This is a genomic window from Jonesia denitrificans DSM 20603 (assembly GCF_000024065.1).
GTDB classification, from domain to species: domain Bacteria; phylum Actinomycetota; class Actinomycetes; order Actinomycetales; family Cellulomonadaceae; genus Jonesia; species Jonesia denitrificans.
Window position 1 is genome coordinate 779,832 of record NC_013174.1, and the last position, 22,690, is coordinate 802,521.

The 22,690-nt window shown below is 57.3% G+C and carries 16 protein-coding genes and 2 tRNA genes; 11 read left to right on the forward strand and 7 right to left on the reverse strand.

All coding sequences use genetic code 11. The annotated features are described in order from the left end of the window. The first annotated feature begins 6 nt into the window (after positions 1 to 6). A complete protein-coding gene (locus tag JDEN_RS03610; protein ID WP_015771012.1) occupies positions 7 to 627 on the forward strand; it encodes a M48 metallopeptidase family protein in 621 nt (206 codons plus the stop codon). Here the strand turns inward: JDEN_RS03610 and JDEN_RS03615 are convergent. Then, positions 606 to 2,066 carry a zinc-dependent metalloprotease gene (locus JDEN_RS03615; protein WP_015771013.1) on the reverse strand — a complete coding sequence of 487 codons (1,461 nt, stop codon included), beginning with the start codon at positions 2,064 to 2,066 and terminating at the stop codon, positions 606 to 608. The two genes, JDEN_RS03610 and JDEN_RS03615, sit on opposite strands and share 22 nt — an antisense overlap. A gap of 217 nt (positions 2,067 to 2,283) precedes the next feature. Here JDEN_RS03615 and JDEN_RS03620 point away from each other — a divergent pair, with 217 nt between their 5' ends. Both JDEN_RS03620 and JDEN_RS03625 read left to right on the forward strand, forming a co-directional pair. Beyond that, positions 2,284 to 3,249, forward strand: coding sequence for a Rossmann-fold NAD(P)-binding domain-containing protein (locus JDEN_RS03620; RefSeq protein ID WP_049754415.1), 966 nt, complete (start codon positions 2,284 to 2,286; stop codon positions 3,247 to 3,249). A gap of 102 nt (positions 3,250 to 3,351) precedes the next feature. Next, positions 3,352 to 4,428 (forward strand): YlbL family protein, encoded by a 1,077-nt coding sequence (locus JDEN_RS03625; protein WP_015771015.1) that lies wholly within the window; start codon positions 3,352 to 3,354, stop codon positions 4,426 to 4,428. 76 nt (positions 4,429 to 4,504) lie between these two features. On the opposite strand, the gene JDEN_RS03630 is transcribed toward JDEN_RS03625, so the two are convergent. Then, complete coding sequence (locus JDEN_RS03630; RefSeq protein ID WP_015771016.1) at positions 4,505 to 5,086, reverse strand: PPA1309 family protein; 582 nt, start codon at positions 5,084 to 5,086, stop codon at positions 4,505 to 4,507. Between the two features lie 153 nt (positions 5,087 to 5,239). Between JDEN_RS03630 and JDEN_RS03635 the strand changes: the two genes are divergently transcribed. The 8 genes from JDEN_RS03635 (at position 5,240) to JDEN_RS03670 (ending at position 12,612) form a co-directional block, all read left to right on the forward strand. Further along, on the forward strand, positions 5,240 to 8,296 hold the full coding sequence (locus JDEN_RS03635) for a UPF0182 family membrane protein (protein ID WP_015771017.1): 3,057 nt from the start codon (positions 5,240 to 5,242) through the stop codon (positions 8,294 to 8,296). Positions 8,297 to 8,481: 185 nt separating this feature from the next. Then, entirely contained in the window at positions 8,482 to 9,468 is a 987-nt protein-coding gene (locus tag JDEN_RS03640; protein ID WP_015771018.1) for an aldose 1-epimerase, read from the forward strand. A gap of 110 nt (positions 9,469 to 9,578) precedes the next feature. Further along, positions 9,579 to 9,652, forward strand: a tRNA-Met gene (locus tag JDEN_RS03645). Positions 9,653 to 9,713: 61 nt separating this feature from the next. After that, positions 9,714 to 9,790 (forward strand) — tRNA-Met (locus JDEN_RS03650). A gap of 128 nt (positions 9,791 to 9,918) precedes the next feature. After that, positions 9,919 to 10,236 (forward strand): ArsR/SmtB family transcription factor, encoded by a 318-nt coding sequence (locus JDEN_RS03655; protein WP_041288133.1) that lies wholly within the window; start codon positions 9,919 to 9,921, stop codon positions 10,234 to 10,236. Continuing rightward, the gene (locus tag JDEN_RS03660) at positions 10,233 to 11,294 is read left to right on the forward strand and encodes a permease (RefSeq protein WP_015771020.1); all 1,062 of its coding nucleotides are present in this window, start codon (positions 10,233 to 10,235) and stop codon (positions 11,292 to 11,294) included. The genes JDEN_RS03655 and JDEN_RS03660 overlap by 4 nt, the downstream gene beginning before the upstream one ends. 40 nt (positions 11,295 to 11,334) lie before the next feature. Continuing rightward, entirely contained in the window at positions 11,335 to 11,583 is a 249-nt protein-coding gene (locus tag JDEN_RS03665; protein ID WP_015771021.1) for a thioredoxin family protein, read from the forward strand. An 87-nt stretch (positions 11,584 to 11,670) separates the two neighbouring features. Next, complete coding sequence (locus JDEN_RS03670) at positions 11,671 to 12,612, forward strand: glycoside hydrolase family 113 (protein ID WP_015771022.1); 942 nt, start codon at positions 11,671 to 11,673, stop codon at positions 12,610 to 12,612. 123 nt (positions 12,613 to 12,735) lie between these two features. Here the strand turns inward: JDEN_RS03670 and JDEN_RS03675 are convergent, their stop codons facing one another. From JDEN_RS03675 to JDEN_RS03695, 5 genes are all read right to left on the reverse strand, one after another. Further along, a complete protein-coding gene (locus JDEN_RS03675; protein ID WP_015771023.1) occupies positions 12,736 to 15,540 on the reverse strand; it encodes a cellulose binding domain-containing protein in 2,805 nt (934 codons plus the stop codon). Between the two features lie 233 nt (positions 15,541 to 15,773). After that, the gene (locus tag JDEN_RS03680) at positions 15,774 to 17,228 is read right to left on the reverse strand and encodes an endo-1,4-beta-xylanase (protein WP_041287804.1); all 1,455 of its coding nucleotides are present in this window, start codon (positions 17,226 to 17,228) and stop codon (positions 15,774 to 15,776) included. A gap of 209 nt (positions 17,229 to 17,437) precedes the next feature. After that, positions 17,438 to 18,904, reverse strand: a complete 1,467-nt coding sequence (locus JDEN_RS03685) for an endo-1,4-beta-xylanase (RefSeq protein ID WP_015771025.1) — start codon at positions 18,902 to 18,904, stop codon at positions 17,438 to 17,440. An 8-nt stretch (positions 18,905 to 18,912) separates the two neighbouring features. Beyond that, positions 18,913 to 20,655 (reverse strand): cellulase family glycosylhydrolase, encoded by a 1,743-nt coding sequence (locus tag JDEN_RS03690; RefSeq protein ID WP_015771026.1) that lies wholly within the window; start codon positions 20,653 to 20,655, stop codon positions 18,913 to 18,915. A gap of 60 nt (positions 20,656 to 20,715) precedes the next feature. Continuing rightward, the gene (locus JDEN_RS03695; protein ID WP_015771027.1) at positions 20,716 to 22,587 is read right to left on the reverse strand and encodes a glycoside hydrolase family 6 protein; all 1,872 of its coding nucleotides are present in this window, start codon (positions 22,585 to 22,587) and stop codon (positions 20,716 to 20,718) included. Positions 22,588 to 22,690 lie beyond the last annotated feature (103 nt).

Sequence of the window (22,690 nt, forward strand, 5' to 3'; positions counted from 1 at the left end):
GGGTTCATGTCAGACCGGGTCGCGCGGCAGCCCGCCACCACGGCGGGCAGTGAGGCGAGCAATCATCCCGAGGAGCAGCAGGCAGAAACCCGGCGAGTTGAGGTGCGCAGGTCTCGGCGCCGCCGAAGTACTGTTAGTGCTTACCGTGAGGGGGACACAACGATCGTGTCCATCCCTGCCCGCTTCACCGTACGCCAAGAGCGGGAATGGGTGAACACCATGATGACGCGTCTTGATGACAAGGAAGCCAGAAGACGGCCCAGTGACGATGAACTCATGGCTCGTGCCCAGGAATTATCTCAACGCTACCTCGGGGGGAAAGCAGTTCCGTCGTCGGTGCGGTGGTCTAACCAGCAAGAACGTCGGTGGGGATCCTGTTCCATGCCTGAGGCTGCGATCAGGATTTCGTACCGTGTCCGAGGGCTTCCCGAGTGGGTCATTGATTACGTCCTCCTCCACGAGCTCGCCCACATTCTTGTGTTCGATCATAGTGAGGCGTTCTGGGATCTGTTGCGAAACTACCCCAAAACCCAACGGGCGCGCGGTTTCCTTGATGGTCTAGCATTCGCCGAAGATACCGCACGGACGTCAGGAGAGCACGCAGGTCACGAGTCGTCACCCTCGTGATCCGCAGAATCGAGAATTTCTGCTAATGCCCGGTCAAAGTCGCTGTCCTGTTTCGGTTCGCGGCGGCGGCGCACATAACCACGCGGATCATCAAGATCAAGGGGACTCGGCAAGAGGTCAGGGTGTTCCCATACACGTTCCCGTTCTTCTTGCCCTTCCTCGGTTGTGAGGATCTGCCAGAGTTCCGCAGCGTTGCGTGATCGGCGTGGCCGTAACTCGAGACCGATGAGGGCTGCAAAGGTTTGTTCAGCAGGGCCGCCTGCTGCTCGCCTCCTCCTGATCATTTCGCTGAGGGCCACCGTTGCAGGAAGGTGGGCAAGAGCCGCTGACGTCACCACATGGTCTACCCATCCTTCGATGAGTGCGAGGGTTGTCTCAAGCCGTGCAAGGGTATCTTTTTGCTCATCTGTTGACTGGATGGAAAACACCCCTGAACCGAGAGCTTCTTGCATGGCGTTCGTGTCGCTGGGATCGATGTCCCGCATCGATCCTTCCAGCGCATCCATATCAATGGTGATACCACGGGCATAAGCATGAATGAGCCCGTATACGTGCGACTGGAGCCACGGAACGTGGGCAAAAAGTCGTGCGTGAGCGGCCTCCCGCAATGCGAGGAACAGGCGGACTTCGTCCTCGGGGACCTCAAGCCCCTGTGCGAACTGCTCAACATTGGTGGGAAGAAGCGCGGTCACGGGTGTGGGCGTGAGTGGCACTCCGATGTCCGTGGTTCCAAACACTTCCCGCGACAAGGTGCCTGCAGCAGTGCCGACCTGCATCCCAAACACGGCGGCACCGATCTGGTGCATGAGCTTCTCAGGGGTCAACCCGTCTGCCCCAAGCATCCCGGTAAACGGGGAGGGCATGCCAGGAACACCGGAGATCTGGAATGACACGGAATCCGCCTGAGAGGACAGATCATCAGGGAGTGAATCTTTGAGAATCTTTGCTAGAGCATCGGCAACAGATTGTGCGATGGGAGCCGCCAGTGATTGCCATGCGGGTAGCGTCAACTCGACCCACTGGGAGCGGTCTAGTGCGCGAACCGTCGCCGCACTGGGAGGGAACTGCGTTGCGGAGTCGAGCCAAAGTTCCGCGACCTTCATGGCATCGTTGACCGACTTCTCTTGGCTGGAAACCACCGATGGGTCACCCTGCGCTCGGGCAGCCTGCCGGGCAACGTCGTGCGCCACATCAGGGTTGACGGCTTCACCTGACGCGTTAGCAAACATCTGAGTGACTTGGTTCAGCAGGGGGCCAAGCACCTGCGGGTCTGAAGGCAAATCCGGACCAGCGAACGAGGTGGGGTCGATGCCCCGCGCCTTCATGTCGCGGATGACCTCATCTGCTTGACTGCCTAACATGGAGCGCAACATGTCTTCCCAGGGTGAAGACCCTCCATCGTCCGGCGTGCCAGGCGTATCGGGGGAGTTGTTGGTCATAAGATCTCCAAAGAAGCAGGGAAGGATTCAGTGTCTACACTTGAGCGTAGCGACTTTTATTTGACCGTGGGGGACAGATGTCGTGCCTGACCAATTCGTTCACTCACAGCGCACGTCGGATCCAAATTCGCATCCGATGATCATAGTTGTGGGAGAAAACCCTCTCGCTCGAGCGGTCTGTGACTATCTCGGGGCAATAAGCGTACCGGATTCGCTCATGTCAGCTCACCGCTTTTCCGGGGCAGATGTGGTGGTCGTCGCGGGGTACGAAGCAAACTTCGCGCAGCGGCAACGAATGGACCCACAGGCGCGGGCACACCGTATCCATGACCGCGCCTTTCGAACCGTCTACGACGCAGCGGCGTGTGGAGTAGAACGGATTATCGTGCTGTCATCAGCAATGATGTACGGAACGACACTCCACACCACGCGTCAGCTACCGGCGTCTCGCCCTGACCACCTGTCCTGGTATGACGACTCAAGTCCTGCTGCACCCCCGCTCACGGGGTTCGCGTCTGATGTTGCACTCTTTGAAGAGTCATTTGCGCAGGCTGTTGCCCAACTTCCAACGGGTATTGCACGGCCAGCTGTCACGGTGCTCCGAGCCGCTGCGATTGTGGGTGGCGAGGTGGACACACTTGTTTCTCGTCACTTTGAAGCACCTCGGTTGCTGGTGATTCGTGGGGTAGAGCGCCGCTGGCAGTTGTGTCATGTGGAGGACCTCGCAAGCGCGGTGCGTGAGTGTGTAGTGAACCGGGTTGACGGGGTTGTCACTGTGGGGGCCGTGCGATTGGAGAATGGTCAATGGGTTCCTGATGAACAGGATTCTGACGTTGTTGCTGCACGTGCGGGCACGCGTGTGATTGCGATGTCTGAGTCGGCGGCGTTCGCTATGGCACAACAGCTTCATCGAGTGGGTATTCTTCCTGCGCCCTCTTCTGATTTGTCGTTTGCGGTGTTTCCGTGGGTCGTTTTTCCTCGCAGGCTCCTCGAACTGGGGTGGCGGCCTCGGTACAGTTCGCTGGAGTGTATCGATGTGCTTGCTCAGGCCACGAAAGGGCGTGTTGGTGTTGGCGGACGGCGGTTTGGTGGTCGCGATGCGGCGGCCGCGGGTGCGGCCGGTGCTGCCGTTGCTGCGCTGGCAACCGCAGCTGTGTGGAAGCAGGCGAGGGCGCATCGGTAGGTGTCGCGGGGTTGCTGGGGAGAGACGGTCAGGTTGTCTGTGCTGAGGGCATACCAAGGGATTGTTCAGGGAAATATCAGTTGGGTGGGGTAGAAACATGGGGTGACTGACTCCCAGCCTGATGTACCACGTTCTTCGCGCCGCCATCTGACCTTTGCGGTGTCGACACTCCTGACTGCTCTGTTACTTGCAGCATTGATGTGGGTGCCTGCGCCGTACGTTGTGCGTACTCCTGGTCCCACGAAGGATGTGCTTTCGGAGGTCAACTCCCAACCTCTCATCACGATCTCTGATGAGGAGAGTTACGACCCCTCAGGTCAGCTGCTTCTCACCACGGTGGGGGTTCAGGGCGGGCCGGCAGCAAACGTGTCGTTTGCGCAAGTGCTCATGGGCTGGCTGGATTCCGATCGCGCAGTGTACCCGGTAGAAACGGTGTACCCACCGGAATCAACACAGGAAGAGATCGAGACGGTGAACAACGCGCTGATGGTCACGTCGCAAGAAAACGCAACCTACGCTGCGCTGACTGAGCTGGACTACACGGTGCCGATGACGTTGACGGTTCAAGAGGTCCTTGATGAATCGCAAGCACATGATGTTGTGCGCAGCGGTGACGTGCTTGTGTCACTTAATGGGCAAGCAATTGACACGTATGCGACGCTTGTTAGTCAGTTGGATGCGGTGACACCCGGAGAGGCAGTGACCTTAGAGGTGATGCGGGAGGGGGAACTCGCGGAAGTGAGTGTCACGACTATCGGGTCGCAAGACTCCTCAGGTGCGCGTCTTGGGTTGACGATCGACATTGGGTTCGATTTTCCGTTTGATGTCGGGATCGCCATTGACAACATTGGCGGACCAAGCGCAGGAATGATTTTTGCCCTGGGGATCATGGACATGCTCACTGAAGCCGACGAACTTGACGGTGCTGTGGTCGCTGGTACAGGCACGATCGACACCGAAGGCAATGTGGGGCCCATTGGGGGCATCCGGCAAAAACTTCATGGCGCCAAACGCGACGGGGCTGAATGGTTCCTTGCTCCTGCGTCGAACTGCGACGAGGTTGTGGGACACACCCCAGAAGGACTTGATGTCATTGCGGTGGAAACCCTGAGCGACGCTTGGACCGCTGTTCAAGCAATCGGGAGTGGTGACACCGACGATCTTGCCCGGTGCAGCTAACGTTCGCTCTGACTTTCACGCAGGACGGACGGTGCGTCCATCAACGGTAGTCCCTACGCTCATGAGGGTTTCTTGATCAGTATGTGTCTGAGCTGTCCTCAGCAAGAGTGGTGCGTACAGCCTCAATGAGGCTGGGCACAAGAGTGGGGCCGTGTGCAACGTCCAAGTCGTCGTCGTTATCGCGGGTGCGAATCGCACACCATGATGACCCACGTCGAAGGACGCCCACAGCAATACGAACATCCTGACGCTCCGGATGGGTGGAGACGTAGGCAAGCGCGGCAGTGGGATCGTCAGGGATCCCATCTTCAGCACTAGGCGGCAAAATGACACGTTCGGTGACGACCGCACAACCAGCAACAGTGGCTGGCCACACGATCGAGCCAAGAAGCTCCTCCAGCGAATCCACGGCTGGGAGGTTCTCCTGCTCAACCGAGGTCAAATGGTGCGGATCGTGTAACGCAGCTTCCACCGTAGCTGCAGGAAGCTGATCAGCCACGGCCGGATCAGCAGCGAGCGCATCGCGAGTGGTGATCAACGCAAAGACGCGGATATCACCATCCCACCCGGCTCGAGACACATGGCGCTCAATTTCAGAGACAGCGTCAGCAAGAGCAGCGACATGGGCTGGCAGGTCAGAAGCAACAGGTCGTGACATACCTTAAGCATGGCATGGTCGCTGTAGCTCCACGACTCAACCCACCTGACAACTGTGAAAGAACTGTGGGAACCTTAAGGAAGCGTCAGGCGTTTACCAGTCGACGATACCCATCCCAGTGATCGACACACCATCGAAGAGCGAGGAAAAACAGTGGCCTTTGCCGCGCAACCACGCCCAGCACGACCCACCCAAGGCAGGAAAATAAGCCCCCTAGCCGTGACGATTGCCACCGCCGGTATCGTCATTGCGTTGGTGTTCCTTGCCGCCCAATACTGGACTGAAGTGCTCTGGTTCCAAGCCATCGGGTTCCAGGACGTTTTATTCACCGAATGGGGAACCCGTATTGCGTTGTTCTTCATTGGGTTGACGGCCATGTCGGTGCCGGTGTGGCTCTCCATGTTCTTGGCCCACCGTAACCGGCCCATTTATGCGCCCTCAACTCCAGAACAAGCAACGCTTGACCAATACCGCGAAGCGATTGAGCCACTGCGCAAAATTGTCATGATTGGGGCGCCGCTAGCAATTGGATTCTTTGCTGGTCTTGCCTTTCAGGCTCAATGGGACACCATTCAGTTGTGGTTCAACGCCAGCGACTTTGGGATTGCGGACCCTCAGTTCCAGATGGACTATTCCTTCTTCGTGTTCACACTGCCAGTGCTCCGTTTCCTGGCGAACTTCCTCATGGCGATCCTCATTATCAGCGGAGTGGGTGCGGCGCTCACTCACTACCTTTACGGTGGGTTCACTCTGGGTACGGACGGGCGATCATCATCTGCAACACGAACTGCGCGCATTCAGTTGTCTCTGATTGCTGCAGGAATTGTTCTGGTCATGGCAGTCAACTACTGGTTTGACCGTTACAGTTTGCTTCTGCAGTCAGGTGACCGGTTCGATGGGGCCGGATACACCGACATTAATGCGGTCATCCCCGCAAAGGCCATCATGGCAGGTGTCGCTGTATTTGTGGCCCTGATGTTTATCGCGACCGCTGTGCGTGGAAACTGGCGGTTACCAGCTGTAGGTGTGGGGCTCATGATTGTGTCCGCTGTCGCCATTGGCACCATTTACCCTGCCATTGTGGAACGCTTCCAAGTGGGACCCAACGCACAACAACTTGAATCGCCCTACATTCAGCGCAACATTGACACGACACGCTACGCATTTGGGCTTGATGACATTGAGGTCACTCCCTATGACGCGAAGCAAGTCGCCGAAACAAATGCGCTTCGGGAAGACGCGGAAACAACCGCATCAATCCGTTTACTTGACCCTACAATTGTCAGCCCTTCGTTCCGCCAACTTCAGCAACAACGTGGGTATTACGCATTTTCTGAAAACCTCTCCGTTGACCGCTACACCGTTGATGGTGAAAGCCGTGACACAGTGATCGCTGTTCGCGAACTCGACCTTGATGGGTTGAGCAACAATCAACGGAACTGGGTTAATGACCACACCGTGTACACACACGGGTATGGTGTGGTGGCCGCCTACGGTAACCAGATCGGTAATGATGGCCGTCCAGCCTTCTTCGAAGGTGCGATCCCTCCTGAGGGTGCCCTGACTGACATGAGCGGGGAAGGTGGCTACGAACCTCGTATCTACTTCAGCCCCCAAGCACCGTCATACTCCATTGTGGGTAACAGCGAAGACGCACAACCACGCGAACTTGACTACCCCACAGATGACGGCACTGGACAGGTGAACTACACCTTCCCTACCCAAGACATCACCGTGGGGCCCTCAGTGGGGAATTTCTGGAACAAACTGTTGTACGCGATCCGGTTCCAGGCCGAACAAATTGTGTTCTCCGACCTCGTCAATGAACACTCCCAGATTGTCTATGACCGTGACCCCGCCGATCGCGTTGAGAAGGTGGCACCATTTATCACCCTCGACAACCGGGTGTACCCAGCAGTTGTTGATGGAAAAGTTGTGTGGATCCTCGATGGGTACACCACCAGCAACAACCTTCCCTACTCCACCTCCGCATCACTAGACGAAGCAACAGCCACCGCGGTCGGCGGGGGAGTGCAAGCTCTGATGCCACAAGAGGTCAACTACATTCGCAACTCGGTGAAGGTCACTGTGGATGCTTACACGGGTGACGTCACTATCTATGCCTGGGATAACGAGGACCCCATTCTCAAGGCATGGCAGAACGTCTTCCCCGATGCGATCACCCCCACGGAAGAAATTTCTGCGGAACTCATGAGCCACATCCGTTATCCAGAGGACATGTTCAAGGTGCAACGCACTTTGCTGACCCGGTACCACGTGGACACTGCTGAAGAGTTCTTCTCTGGTCAGGACTTCTGGCGCGTCCCCGACGACCCGTCCGCACCACAAAACGTTCAGGGCTTGCGGCCGACGCAGCCTCCCTACTACCAGACGCTCCAAATGCCACGCCAGGATGGGTCGGCGTTCTCGTTATCCACACCGTTCATTGCCGGTGGTACAAACGACCGAAACGTGTTGACAGGGTACTTGGCCGTGAACGCGGAGGCGGGTGAAACACCCGGGCAACCGGCAGAAGACTACGGGAAACTGAGGCTACTCGAGCTTCCGCGAGGCTCAATTGTGCCTGGTCCAGGCCAGGTGCAGAACAACTTCTCGTCCGACTCTGGGATTGCTCAGCAGCTGACCTTGTTGAAAAACAACCAAACCGATGTGGTCAACGGAAACCTGCTGACCCTGCCCGTCGGTGGTGGGTTGCTCTACGTGCAACCGGTGTATGTCCAAGCGTCCTCTGGTACCCAATTCCCACTACTGCGCAAGGTTCTTGTCGCGTTTGGTGACCGCGTGGAAATCGCGGACACCCTTGATGAAGCACTTGACGCAGTGTTCGGTGGTGAATCAGGGGCAACAGCTGGTGATGCTGAGGTCGCAGAAGACGACATTGAGATCGATGATTCTGCGGTGCCCGAACCGGGAGACACACCGCCAGGTGACTCGGCAACAGAAGAACCAGATGCGCCGCAAACAACAGAACCGGCTGACCCAACTCAGGAACCCAGTGACTCACCGAGCACACCCGGTTCCGCGGATGCGCGGGCTGACTTGGATGCGGCACTCCAAGACGCACGCCAGGCCATGGAAGATTCCCAAAAGGCGCTCACAGATGGTGACTTCACCGCCTATGGTGAAGCCCAAGCGCGCCTCCAACAGGCCGTTGAACGGGCACTCGCTGCTGAGGAAGCACTTCAGTAGCCATCAGTGACATGACGTCACACAACGGGGGCCAGCACGAGAGGTGCTGGCCCCCGTTGTGTTTGTCACCCACAGTCCGCATCTTGAGGACGACAGTCATCCCACGACCACCGCCAACACCACGTAGACTTGCCTGTGACTGAGCCGACTTGGCCATAGAAACAAAGAGAACGGGAACGTACCACATGACCGCGCCCAACACCCTTGACCATGGGTCACTGGACTCACTGCCCACCGTCATCCTGACGCACGGGGGCAGTGGATCTCGCGTCGAAATCACTCAACGCGGAGCGACCGTGTTGTCGTGGAAGGCGCCGTGGCGCCGTGGCCTTGGAGATTTTATGGAGGGGTTTGTCTCCGAAGAGGATTTCAATGGGCAATCCGGAATGCGTAACGGTCTGCTTTTTCCGGTTCAGAACCGCCTTCGCGATGCCCGCTACAGCTGGGACGGGAAAACGTACAGTGTTCCCATGCAATGCCCATCAGATCCAGAACCGATCCACGGGTTTGTGCGGCTCCACGATTGGACACTGATTGCTACTGACCTCGATCACGAGGACCGGGTGTCGGTTGTGTTTGCTTTCTCGATCCGCCCGGGCGACCATGACTGGTACCCTTTCTCTTTGGATCTGACAGTTCGCTATGAACTGACCGCCGACTCACTGAATGTGGAGTTCCGGTGCATGAATATTGGTGACACCGACGCTCCAGTGAACTTTGGCTGGCACCCGTACTACCGGATCCCAGGGCACGAAACTTTTGACGATCTTGCCTTGCGTATTCCAACCCGTGCGCAAGTCAACACTGACGATGCGCTGATTCCGCTTCCCGGTGACGCCGCCTATGATGTCCGGGCCAGCGACGTTATCCATGAAACGCTCGCAGATGTCCACTATGACACTGCATTCACGGCGTTGGTCAGAGATGAGGACGGAATCATCCGCACGCGCCTGACTGAAGGAATCGACGGTCCTGGTTTGGCCTTGTGGCAGGAACGCGGTGGCGTGTTGGTGTACACCGAGGGGAACTACCCTCGGTACCGCGGGTCAGTTGCAATTGAACCGGTCGAGTCCCTCACTGACGCGTTTAACCGTCCAGATAGGCAAACAGAGGTCCGTCTTGAGGCAGGAACCGAACGTGTGTTCCGTTTTGGTGCTTCGGTCGTCCAGTAGTTAAGCGTCACCAGCAGGGTGGTGTGCTTCACAGAGGTAAGGATCACACCGCCCTGCACGGGTTATCGTTTGATAACGCCACGTGAACGTGCGTATAGTGGTCAAGCCGACGCGGGGTGGAGCAGCTCGGTAGCTCGCCGGGCTCATAACCCGGAGGTCGCAGGTTCAAATCCTGTCCCCGCTACTACAGGGAATCGTGTCTGCAGGTTCCCTCACGGGTGAAAGTCCGTGCACGAGCAGACCGTCGCGGGGTGGAGCAGCTCGGTAGCTCGCCGGGCTCATAACCCGGAGGTCGCAGGTTCAAATCCTGTCCCCGCTACCAATTCACAGGGCCGAGAGATTTTCTCTCGGCCCTGTGTGTTTCCCCTGCGGTTCCCCACTGTGTGGGATCTGGGGGGCGCGGGACGTATGGCCCAGGGCTACACGCGAGGCCAGGTTTACGTTGACACTATGAACGATTCAAAAGTTCTTGAACTGTCAGTGGATGTGGTGGACCAGTTGGCAGCGCTTGCTGACTCCGTTCGTCTTGCCATCGTGCAACAACTCGCAACGTACGGGACACAGTGCGTGTGTGATCTCAACACCCACGCACAAGTCTCCCCAACAAAGTTGAGTTACCACCTCAAAATACTCAAAGATGCCGGGCTCATCCGGGGCACCCGTCGCGGGCGTTGGATTGACTACGCACTGGTTCCCGGCGCTTTTGATGAGATGGCTGGCATCCTTCATCAACTTGGGCGCGCCACTGAGAAGGCGGCCCTGTCATGACACCCCCACGCGCTCTTACCAGCAACAAAGAATGGGTCCTGAAAGCTCACGTACTAGGCTTCCTCGTTGCTGTTGTTGGTCTCTTCGCGCTCAATGAATGGGCGTGGGATGCACTCTTTGCCGCGATTCCAGGCGTGGCCATGGATCATGGGTGGGGTGCAGCCCTTCACTTTTTCCTCTATGACACAACAAAGATCATGCTCCTGCTTGTGGGCATTATTTTCCTTGTCGGGCTACTGCGCGCATCAATCAATACTGATAAAGTGCGCGATTGGCTAGCGGGAAAAGGCCTTGTTGTTGGGCTCCTCCTTGCCATTGTGTTTGGCGTGATCACCCCTTTTTGTTCCTGCTCGTCCATCCCTTTGTTCATAGGATTTGTGGCAGCAGGTATCCCGCTATCGATAACTCTGACCTTTCTCATCGCCTCACCACTGGTCTCCGAAGTAGCAGCGCTACTCATTGCCACCCATTTTGGGTGGCAGATCGCTGGAGCGTACGTGCTGTCCGGTGTTGTCATCGCCTTTGTGATCGGCCTCGTTCTTTCACGGTTTTCCCTTGATCAGTACCTTGAACCCATCATCACGCGGACTACCACACCTTTAGTACCTCCATCTTCTGCGCATCAACCACTGGCGTTGACATGGCAGTCCCGTGTGGACGTTGCCACGGATGACGTTCGTGACATTGTGGGGAAAGTGTGGCCGTGGATCCTCGTGGGAGTGGGAGTCGGTGCCGCTATTCACGGCTGGGTCCCAGCCAGCTTCTTCTCTTCGGTCGCTGGCAGTGACAATCTCCTGGCGGTTCCAGCAGTGTCTCTTGCTGCAGTCCCGCTCTACGCGAACGGTGGCGCCGTCATCCCGATTGCCGAGGCCATGTGGGCGAAAGGTCTTCCGGTCGGGACAATGCTCGCATTCATCATGAGCGCAATCGCGCTATCCATCCCCGAGGCCATCATGCTGCGGCGCACCATGAAACCTCAACTTCTTGTCATCTTCTTTGGATCAGCCACGGTAGGGATTATGACTGCCGGATACCTGTTCAATTTCTTGTTTGCCTGATCACCCACCAGGCGTCCACCCACTCACAAAGGAAACGCTCATGAGCACCCACATCACCGTCTTTGGCCCCGGATGCGCCAACTGTGTCCGTCTCGACAAGGAAGTCCACAAGGCCCTAGCAGCCACAGGCATCAACGGAACCGTCACTAATGTGACTGACTATGCAGACATTGCAGCCGCAGGTGTCACCGCCACGCCAGGTCTCATGATCAACGGTGAACTCCTCGTCACTGGGCGTGTCCCCAAAGCACAGGAGATAGGGGAGCTTCTTACCCGGTACAGTGGGTAGTACTCGCAGCCGCGCGCGAGCACAGCCACACCACCAAAACACTACTCGCTGGTTCACCAGCGGGTAACTCGCGCGCAAGGAGACACAATGCACCTGCCCTATATTGCCGGAATGACCTGGGGTTGGACTGGGGTTCGCGGAACCTGGACCGGAGACGCTGCTAAGCACTCCATGACTCTCATGGCGCAGCGACTCCACGTGAACTGGACTGCCATCACGTTCGCTGCCCACCAAGACACCGCATGGTCGACCACGATCCACTACGAGGACGAACCTACCGTCACTGACGACGAGATCCGCACGGCGATCTCCCAAGCGCACAACCTTGGACTTCAGGTGTGCCTCAAACCCGTTGTCAACGTCAGTGACGGAACCTGGCGGGCGCACATCAACTTCTTCGACCACGATGTTCCTTGTGAACCCACATGGGGCCAGTGGTTCGACAGTTACACCCGTTTCATCGTGCACTATGCGCGTATCGCTGAAGACATGAACGTTGCCATGTTCTGCATCGGATGCGAAATGGTGAACACGGATCGTCGAGCAAACCAATGGCGTGACGTGATCCACGCAGTACGTCAGGTGTATTCAGGCTTGATCACCTACAACTGTGACAAATACCAGGAAGACAACGTGACGTGGTGGGACGCAGTAGATGTGATCTCCTCCTCAGGCTATTACCCGCACGGAACCTGGGACACCGAACTTGACCGCATCGAAAACGTTGTCAGACGGGAAAACAAACCCTTCTTCTTTATGGAAGCCGGTTGTCCATCACGCGAAGGGTCACAGCACCTGCCCAACGACTGGAACCTCGTTGGCGAGCCCAGCGGGGCAGCACAAGCCCAATGGTATGACGACGCATTCCACGCGTGTGACACCCGCCCCTGGGTCCGTGGTTTTATGTTGTGGGACTGGCCTGCCCACCTGTACCACCCAGATGAGGCCGCCACCAACGATGATTACTGTCTGTATGAGAAACCAGCAGAACGTACCGTCCGGAAATACTACGACGCGCATCGGCAATAATCCCCACCTGCCACAGCAACACTCCGGAAAACACCGGCATAACAAAGGCGTGCCCCTCGACCAACTGGATAATCGAGGGGCACGCCTTTCTGCGGCCCGAGGTGCCTTAGGCCCCGTGGCACCTCACGAAGATGATGCGCAAGCCGTCCCATTCAGTGTGAAACTGCTTGGTGCTGGGTTTGAACCGCTGTGCGTTCCGTTAAACCCAAACTGAACGCTTTGACCTGGGTTGATCGTTGCGTTCCAGGCAGCGTTTGTCACGGTCACCTGAGAACCTGAGGAACTCACGTCTGCCGACCACATGTTCGTGATCGTTTGTCCCTCGCTGAACGCGAAGGCCAAAGACCACCCCTGAATAGGGGAGTCAGACACGTTCTTCACCGAGACTGATGCTGTGAAACCACTGTTCCAGTCGTTGCTGGAGTAGGTGACCTGGCAACTTGCTGGCCCTGTGCCAGGATCAGTGGGCTCAGGGTCCGGGTCGGTTGGTTCGGGGTCAGGATCAGTGGGTTCTGGATCCGGGTCGGTTGGTTCGGGGTCAGGATCAGTGGGTTCTGGATCTGGGTCGGTCGGTTCTTCGCCCCCGCCTGAGCCATCACCTGGCGTGTAGTTGTCCACGTCACCAACAATGATGCCGCGACCGTTAGTTCCGATGTACACCCGACCGACAACGTCTGGGTCACCGGTGATGGAAGCTCCCGTCCAGTACCACTGGTTTTGGTCATCGTTGATGCGGTGCCAGGTGGCACCTTCATCGTCAGAACGGAAGATCCCGCGCTCGCCACCAATCTTTGACGAGGTGTAAATGATGGGGTAATCGCCGGTCGTTTCCGGTTTTCCAAAACCGATTGAGTCACCTTCGTCGACCCCGGTGAGCTGTGACCAGGTCACACCGCCATCGGTTGACCGCCACATTCCGTAGGTTTCGCCGGTGGTTCCGCCAGCCAACCATACGTGTCCTTCGTGACCTGGTACTGCACGGAAGCGCACATTTCCTTCTGTGGGAAGACCAGTGAAAGCCGATGCGGTAAAGGACTGACCTGCATTCGTTGAGTAGTAGAACTTCCCTTGCGCGTAGGCGTAGAACTTTTTGGGATCTTCCCGGTCGGAGGCAACTTGCGCTCCCTCAGGTAGGCCAGTGAGGTCACTCCACGTTGATCCCAACGTGGTTGAGCGACGTGCTGGACCGCCCTCTGGTGCCCACACGATTGCTGATGCGTCAGCGCTGATGGCAACAGTTCCTGGACCTGTGACATCGCCGGGCTTGTTGCCCGCAAACCACGAGGATCCGCCTGAGGTGGACACGCCAATCCATGACTCTGTTTCACTGGAAATTGATTTTCCGGCACGCACCACTGTGTCTGGTTTGTCTTCGGCGAAGTCGATTGATGACACGGTGTCATGGTGCGGTTGGGAGTAGTGGAAACTGTCAGGAACGGTGGAGATGTCTGTGTGAGCGAATCCGCCAATGTCACCAAGTGCTGAGTACAGTTCGACGTTCCCTGGAGGAGCAGCAAGATCTTGGACAGAGGTCTCTTCGATCCCTTGTGCTTTCACACTGATATCAACTGTGCCACCGGTGTCCCAGTCGGTGAGGTTGGTCCCTCCGTAGATACCGCCACCAGTGCCGTAGTAGAACCGGTCTGAGTTGTGCGGGTCAATCTCGAATGATTGGGTCATCCACCCGAGTTTCGGGTTGGACTCTGGTGGCTGGACGGTGCGACCAAAATCAAGCCAGGGCGCGCCAGAGTAGTCATGCGTGAAACGTGCAAGACGGTTGGGGTATCCGTCGAATTCCCAGATGGGTGACCAGGTTTCTCCCCGGTCCGTGGACCGGTAGATGAACATGTCAGGCCACCATGAGATTTGTGAGTTCACCATGATGGTGTCGGGGTCATTGCGGTCAATGGTGAGCCCTGAATAACCAAAAGCAGCATCTTCGCTGGAGGAGGGGATCGGGCTGATTTGGGTCCATTCGCCGCTGGTTACGTCGAGCCGCCAGACGTCACCTTTGGAGCCGTCGTATGGGCCACCGGTGTCAGAGGTCGCAATGTAGAGTTGTTGGCCTTCGTGGTCAAGTACGCCTTTTTGGGCGAGGTAACCGGTTGGCTGTCCTGGGATGCGCTCCCAGGTGCTGCCGCCATCTGTTGTCCGGTAGACGGTGTTGTCTTTGTCAGCGACACCCACGTAGATCGTTTGGGTGGTTTGCCCTGCGTTGGCGGAGGTGGGGTCGAACGTGACCCACACAACTCCCTGGTTGTCAGCGGTGTAGTCGTAGCTGGGGTCCTGAACGTAGTTCCCTGCGTTGGGAAACTCAGTGACTTTGTTCCAGGTCTCTCCGTAGTCTGTTGATTTCCACAATCCATTGCCTGACTCGGTTCCCAGGTAAAGGATTTTGTTGTTGTTGGGGTCGATGGCGAGCCGTTCGCCCATGCCGCGACCAGGCATGTTGCCGCCGATCTTGAATGGCAACATGGTTTTTTCCCAGGTGTTGCCTCGATCGGTCGACCGAAGAATAGCGCCGTTTTGTGGGTCCCAATCTGTTGTGTAGGTTCCGGCCGCAAGGTAGACACGGTCGGGGTCCACAGGGTCGGTGGCGAGTGAAAGAATGCCCGAGTGGCTCCACTGGTCCCAGCCGAGGTCATCATTGAGTGGTTTCCACCGTCCGCTTTCTTCGTCAAGACGGTAGGCGCCACCGATGTCTGTGCGGGCATAGACGAGGCCTGGCTCGCTCTGGTTGAAGATGATGCCTGGGACGAATCCGCCCCCAACGATCTCTACGTTGGACCATGAATATCCGGATGGGGAGTCCCCGTTGCTGTAGGCGGCTGGTGCTGTTGCGAGTGGACTTGCTGTTGCTGCAAGTCCGACGCCGCTGACAGCGAGTGTCGCTGTTGTTGCGGTCGCCATGAGTGTTCTCAGTCGCATCCGCGTCACTCCTTCGTGTTTGAGCGGTTCACCTGATGAACGACGCGTCTTGCCGCTGGCTTACGCGCACGTTGCGCCCGACTTTAGCGAAGCGCTTCGATGAGGCCAACCAGGTGAATCGTTTAAGATCTGCTGCTTTGCGTGGGCATGTGTCCACAGGGCCAGGGGGTGCGTAACCTGTGGGGGTGGCAAGCATGTTGCTTGCCACCCCCACACGTCATGTTGGGTGCCGATTATGGGCAGTGTTGTCCGTTGATCGTGAAGTTCGACAATGCTGTGCTGCCGTTTCCGTTCTTTGCGACGTTGAAGTTGAAACTAACGGATTGTCCGGGGGCGATCGTTCGGTTCCACGTCCCTGGTGTGACGGTCAGGCGTTGTCCGTTTTGACTATAGGTCCCCGACCAGCCAGTAGAGAGTTTTTGCCCTTGCGGCAAGGTGGTGGCGAAAGTCCAGTCGGTGATGGGAGTCGTTCCCTTGTTGGCTACGACAATGTCCATGGTGTAGCCGCTGCCCCAGTTCGCACCAACCTTGGCACTGATCCCGCATGTCAAGCCGGGTGTGCCACCATTGTCCCCACCTGAGGCGCTCTTCGCGCCCATGGCTTGAGCAACCGATGCGAGAGCTGGTTTTGTTGTGTAGTTCTCGTTCCACGGAAGGGAGGCGTTCCAGCCTGGTGAGACCTGTGGGATCCATGAGTATTTGTCGGTGATTCCCCAGATGGTGACACCGGTGCACCGTGAGATGCCAAAGCAGTTTTCCACAACTTGCCCGTATTCGCGCGCTTGGGTGTTGAGGTCCTGTTGAGAAGCTGGAAGCTTGATGCGAATGTCGAGTTCGGTGATCCGGACGTCCACACCAAGATCAGCAAACCGCTGGAGGTTCTGCTTGTTGGTTGCAGGCAGTTCGCCAACAATCAAGTGGGTTTGGAACCCGACACAGTCGATGGGGACTCCGCGGGACTTGAAGTCTTTGACCATGCGGTAGATGGCGTCAGATTTGGCGTTGATGCCGTCCGTTGAGTAGTCGTTGTAGCACAATTTCGCGTTCGGGTCTGCTGCGCGTGCCGTGCGGAACGCCTCTTCAATCCAGTAGTCCCCCATGACCTTCTGGAGTTCGGATTGGCGGCGGGTGCCGTTCCATTCGAAGGCTTCGTTGACCACGTCCCACGCCTCAATTTGGCCTTTGTAGCGCCCTGCGACTGCTTTGATGTGGTCGTTCATTGCACGTCGCATGTCATCGCGCGAGGTGATTTGCTTTGCCCAGTTTGGCATCTGTGAGTGCCATACCAGAGCGTGCCCGTACACTTTCTGGTTGTTTGCCTTGGCGAACGACATGATCTCGTCGGCGCCATTGAAGGTGAATTGTCCACGTCGTGGTTCGGTTGCGTCCCACTTCATGTTGTTTTCGGCGGTGACCATGGAAAATTCGCGCTGAGCAATGGCCTTGTACTGGCTGTCTTGCGCTGCGATGTGTGGTGCGTAAGCGAAACCAAAGGTTTTTCCTTTGCGGGCGGCTGCGTCCCGAAGAGGCTCGTAGTCGTGGCCGATTCCTTTGGTGGCAGTGGTGATTGTTGGGCTGGTGGGCAACTCGGCATTGAGTGGGCTTGCCTGGGTGGGTGCGGCCAGTGCTGTGGTAGCCAGAACACTCAACGCCGCGATGAGTGTTGCTGCTGTTCGACGTGTCTTCACAAGTCTCCCTCGTTGTGTAGTCGAGCACGATGGGGGTGGATGTGTGTATCGGTTCACATCGTGCCTCCTCAGTATTGATAACGAACTGATAACGGGCAACGGGGAGTGGTTTATGGGGAGAACAAGCCACAAAAGCCGCGTGTGGGGCGCACAGCGCGCGGCCCGGGCAGGTCACCCCACCCGGGCCGCGCATCAGTAGTCACAGCGTGCTAGTTGCAGGCCGCTCCGTTCAGCGTGAAGCCACTCAAGGAGCCAAGAGACCCTTGGAAGTTGGCATTAAACCCGATGCTCACACTTGCCCCGGGAGCCAGGGTCGAGTTCCACGCCACGTTCCGAGCCGACAGGGTCGACCCAGACTGCGTGTACACCGCATTCCACCCCTGAGCCAACGAGTGCCCTGCTGGAAGCGCTGCTGTCAGTTCCCACCCATTAATCGCCTGGGAACTGGTGTTCTTAATGGTCACCGTCGCCGTGTAGCCTGAGTTCCACGAGTTCACACTGGCAGTGACCTCGCAAGCGCCCGGTGTGGGATCAGTAGGCGGGTCGGTGGGGTCAGTTGGAGGATCAGTAGGATCAGTGGGTGGGTCTGTGGGGTCAGGCGTCGATCCACCAGTTGTTGCCCCCATCACCTGGGCAAGTTCCGCAAGGGCAGGCTTGACTGAGTAGTCGCTGTTCCACGGAAGAGCAGCGCCCTCGCCCGAGAACACATCAGGGATCCAGGAGTACTGGTCAGAGATACCCCAAATTGTCACACCATTACAGCCATCAACAGCCCAGCAAGCCTCAAACACTTTCTTGTAGTCCTGAGCTTGCTGTGCGATGTTTTGTTGGCTCGCAGGCGTGTTCATGCGAATGTCGAGCTCGGTGATGCGAACCTCCACACCCAGGTCCACAAATCGTTGGATGTTCTGCTGGTAAGTGGAAGGAACCTGCCCCACGATCAGGTGGGACTGAAGACCAACACAGTCGATGGGAACACCACGTGCCTTGAAGTCACGGACCAGGTTGTAGATGGCTGTGGACTTGGAATTGATGGCGTCAGTGGAATAGTCATTGATGCAGAGCTTCGCGTTCGGGTCCGCGCTGCGTGCCTCGCGGAACGCCTCCTCAATGTACCCATCACCCAGGACGCGTTGGAACACCGACTGACGTCGAGTGCCGTTGTCTTCAAATGCTTCGTTGACAACATCCCAGTACGCAATGTCCCCCTTGTACCGTCCAGCCACCGCGTTGATGTGATCTTTCATGACGGTGCTCAGCCGGGTTGGGTCCGAAATGTTGCTCGCCCACCCTGGCAATTGCGAATGCCACACGAGTGTGTGCCCGTACACTTCTTGGTTATTCGCTTGGGCGAAGTCGACGACGGCGTCAGCTCCACTCCAGTTGAATTGGCCTTCGGAGGGCTGTACTGATTCCCACTTCATGGTGTTTTCTGCGGTCACCATCGAGAATTCGCGTTCTGCGATGGCGCGATAGTTCGCGTCCTGTTGGGCAAGGTGAGGCGCGTATGCGAAACCGAAGTAGCGGCCGGAACGTTCAGCGGCGTCACGGAGTGGCTCGTAGTCGTGCCCCACACCTGCAGGTGCGGTGGTGAGAGGAATTGCTTGGGCGATAGCCCCAGGAACCACAAGAGCTGTGGTCAGGGCCAGCGCGCCCAGTAGAGTGCGCTTGTTCATTGTTCTCCCTAGTTGATGTGGCACGAGGTGCCGTTGATGGTCATTGCATTCGGAACGGGGTTACTGCCGGAATGTGTCCCGGAGAAACCGATCTCAACAGATCCTCCTGGCGGGATAATGCCGTTCCATGCAGCGTTTGTCAGGGTTACTGACGACCCACTGCTCGTTGCGTTGGCAGACCACACATTGGTGATGGTTTGCCCCGCAGAGAAATCGAATGCCAATTCCCACGACTGTATGGGGGCATCCGATGTATTGGTGATGGTGAGGTTGGCGGTGAATCCAGATGCCCAATCATTTGTTGTGTAGGCAACCGTGCACGAACCGCCCGGTGACGGTTCGTCGGTCGGCTCATCGGTGGGATCAGGATCAGGGTCGGGTGTGGGGTCATCTGTTGGTTCGTCGGTCGGCTCATCGGTGGGATCAGGATCAGGGTCGGACGGTGAATCACCCGAGACGTCACTGAGGCTGATGCCCGTCGTGGAATTCGCCCCACCCAGGGGAACATCATGATCCAACGACACGAACTTACCGTTGTGGGACCACAAGGCAGGTTCCAGTAAGTCATACTTGGCTTCATCCCAGCTTGCCCAGTCGTACCCAAGTAATCCGCCTGTGTCACCGGAGTTGGGGTTCAGTACCCAGAATGTGTGGTGAAGTCGTTCATCAACGATGAGGTCGCGGATAGCGTTCATCCACTTTTCGTTGGGTCCACCATCTAAGAAACCACCCCATTCACCAATGAGTAGCGGTGCAATGTTGTCCTGGTGGATGTACAGCCAGTTTGGCCCCCACACCTCGTCTTCTAAGGATTGACGATCCCAGTCATCCTCGAACCATGGTTGAGACGCAACAAGTGGCCCGTAATCGTGTGGTGAATACACGAGTTGGGCTTGGTGCTCGCCAAGGTCAACAGGGTGCTCTTTGACACCGCGAAGGTTGCCACCCCACCAGTAGTTGTCGTAGTCGTTCACGCCAGTTGAGGTCCAGTCGACTCCGTCTTTGGGGTAGATTTGGATCCCTTCCACGAGGATGAGCATGTTGGGGTTGTGGGTGAGAATCCGGTCAGCGGCCTGTTCCGCAAAAAACTTGAAGTTGTCGTGGTCTGTTGACGAATCCCACTTCGCGCGCTCGGCATCACCTTGCGAACCGTGAGGTTCGTTTTTCAGATCGGCGCCAATGATGGTGTCGTTGTTTTTGTACGTCTCTGCGACCCACTCCCACGCATTCAGAGCATCACCGGTCGTGATGTCACCTTTGTACCACATGTTGTACACGTGACCGGAGTTATCTGCCTCAGCAGAGTGCACATCGATAATGACTTTCAGCCCGTACTTTTCGCACAAGTCGAGCCAATGGTTGAAGATCTCAAGATTGTTCATCCCGGCGAGATCAGGGTTCGCGAACTCGTTGATGTTGGGGTTCTCCAATGGCGTTCCAGCACGCCATTCCAAGAGGAGTTCGGTGGAGACAGGAACACGGATGACATTCATACCGCGTTCTGCGACTTGGCGGGTTAGGGTCTCCAAGTTGGCGGACCAAAGACCGTGAAATACCCGTTCGGAGGCGTTAAATCCAAACCAGTTGACACCGGTGAGCCAGACCGGGTTGCCGGTGGAGTCAACGATCTGGTTGCCTGAAGTAGACAGCCAATCTTCCGTACTGGGGGCAGATTGGGCTGCGGGTGCACCCGTGGCAGCGAGTGCAGCTCCTAAAGCAAAAGCAAGGAAAGTTGTGCGCCGTGTTCTCACTGTTGAGTCCTTACACGAGGATGCTGGGCCCGCCGTACGGCGGGCCCAGCGGGGGAGAGGTTAGGAACAGGTTGCGCCGTTCAGTGTGAAGCTGGTGGGTGCGGGGTTGTTCCCGTTGTGGGTTCCGTTGAAGCCGAACTCCACGGTTTGTCCTGCGTTAATGGTGGGGTTCCAGGCAGCGTTGGTGATGGTTGCTGTGGAACCTGTTGATGTGTTGGTTGCGGACCACAGGTTGGTGATCTGTTGACCGGCAGGGAAGGTGAACGCCAGGCTCCAGCCGTTAATGGGTTGGGTGGAGGTGTTCGTGATCTTCACTGTTGCGGTGAAACCACTGTTCCAGTCGTTGGTGGTGTAAGTGACATCGCATGTGCCACCTTCACCTGGGTCGGTTGGGTCAGTGGGTTCTGGGTCCGGATCGGTAGGATCGGTGGGTTCTGGGTCCGGGTCGGTTGGGTCAGGGTCCGGATCGGTAGGATCGGTGGGCTCTGGGTCCGGGTCCGTTGGCTCAGGATCAGGATCCACACCATCGGGGTCGATCACTGGGTAGGCGTTCGCAACGAGTTCTTGGAACTGCTCGGAGAACCACTTTCCGGACACAGGTGCGTTCGGCAAAGCGCCAGTGAGAAGTCCGTTGAGCTTAGGCGAGTTGAATGTGGGGTCGCACATCCGGTCGAAGCCTTTGCCCTCATCGTTGGGGATTTCGGAGGAGGAACCATCTGATTCACCCGGTGGTTTCACCCACACGTAAGCGTCAAGGTGTGAGTTGGGGAAGTCAGTGGGGGCAGCTTGTGGGCGTTCCCCAATTCCTGCTCCTGCAGCGTTGCACCATGCGCCACGGTGGGTGCGTTGGTCCACTCGAGACTGGTCAACATAGGTGTTGAGGTCGGAGGAGGTGCTTGCCGCGGTGGGCCGGTCTGGGCCACCCCACCCGTTGCGGGAGGTATCAACGAGCATTCCGATGTCGGAGGGGAAACCCGCGGCGACGAGGCGACGGTACAGGTCAGCTGTCCAGTCTGCTTCGTCAAATGCGGTGTTCCACTCGTAGTAGTCCGAGGAACGGATGGGTTGTCCACCGACCTGCTTGCTTGGGTCGGGAAGGAACGGTTCGTTCAACGGTGTGGTGTTCGCTGTGTTGGTGACGAACCCGTGGATGGAATCGAAGCCCTTGTTGGTCATTTGGGCAACTTCAGTAAAGGTTTGTACAGACCCTGTGGCGTTGTCTTCCCAACCGAGCCACCCGGAGTGGGCTGCATCCACGTAGTTGTACACCCCTTGGATGTCTGAAAGTTCAGACAGAGCGTAAGCGACACCCTCTTTGTAGTAAGGCTCCGCTTCCACACACTTGGGGTCGTGCATGTTGGTGGTGAGGTTCGGCAGTGAGTCAGGCTCGATCGTTGTGACGATCCGCAGGTCACGGTATTTGGGCTCAGCGAGGATCTCGGTGATCGCGTCGATGTACTCTTCTTTGTACTTGCGAAGCCCCTCTGCCGTGGCTGGCAACTCTCCGTTGGAGGCGAGCGCGTAGCAGTCACGTCCTGGGAGGTTGTAGATCACGAGTTGCAAGACAATCGGGTCATTGCCTTGTTTTTGTTCTAACGCCTCATCGAGGTGGAAGCGAAGGCCCGGGCCGTCCACATTCCCTTCGATTGCTGAGGTACGGTCCATCCACACTGCTGTCGGTTCATCAGCAATTGCACGCATCTTCGCGGCGAGGGTTGGGTCTGATGACTGGACGGAGTCTGCTTCTTCGTTGACGTTGTCGCTCCAGTACGGGTTGACGTACCAGTCAGCTCCAACAAATGGGTTGTCGACGTTAGTTTCGGCGGCAACGGCTGGGGTGGTGAAAGCGGTCACTGCGAGTGGGGCCGCTAGCACCATTCCTGCGGTTGCGGCTGCGATATTCTTTCGCAGCGTCGTCATGCGAGGTGTCACGCAATCCTCCATGGTCAGGCTTGCCGGCACCCTCATTGGTGCCGGTGTGGCGAAGTCCGCCACATCCAGTACCCAACAACACTCAGTGTGTGACCGAGAACAC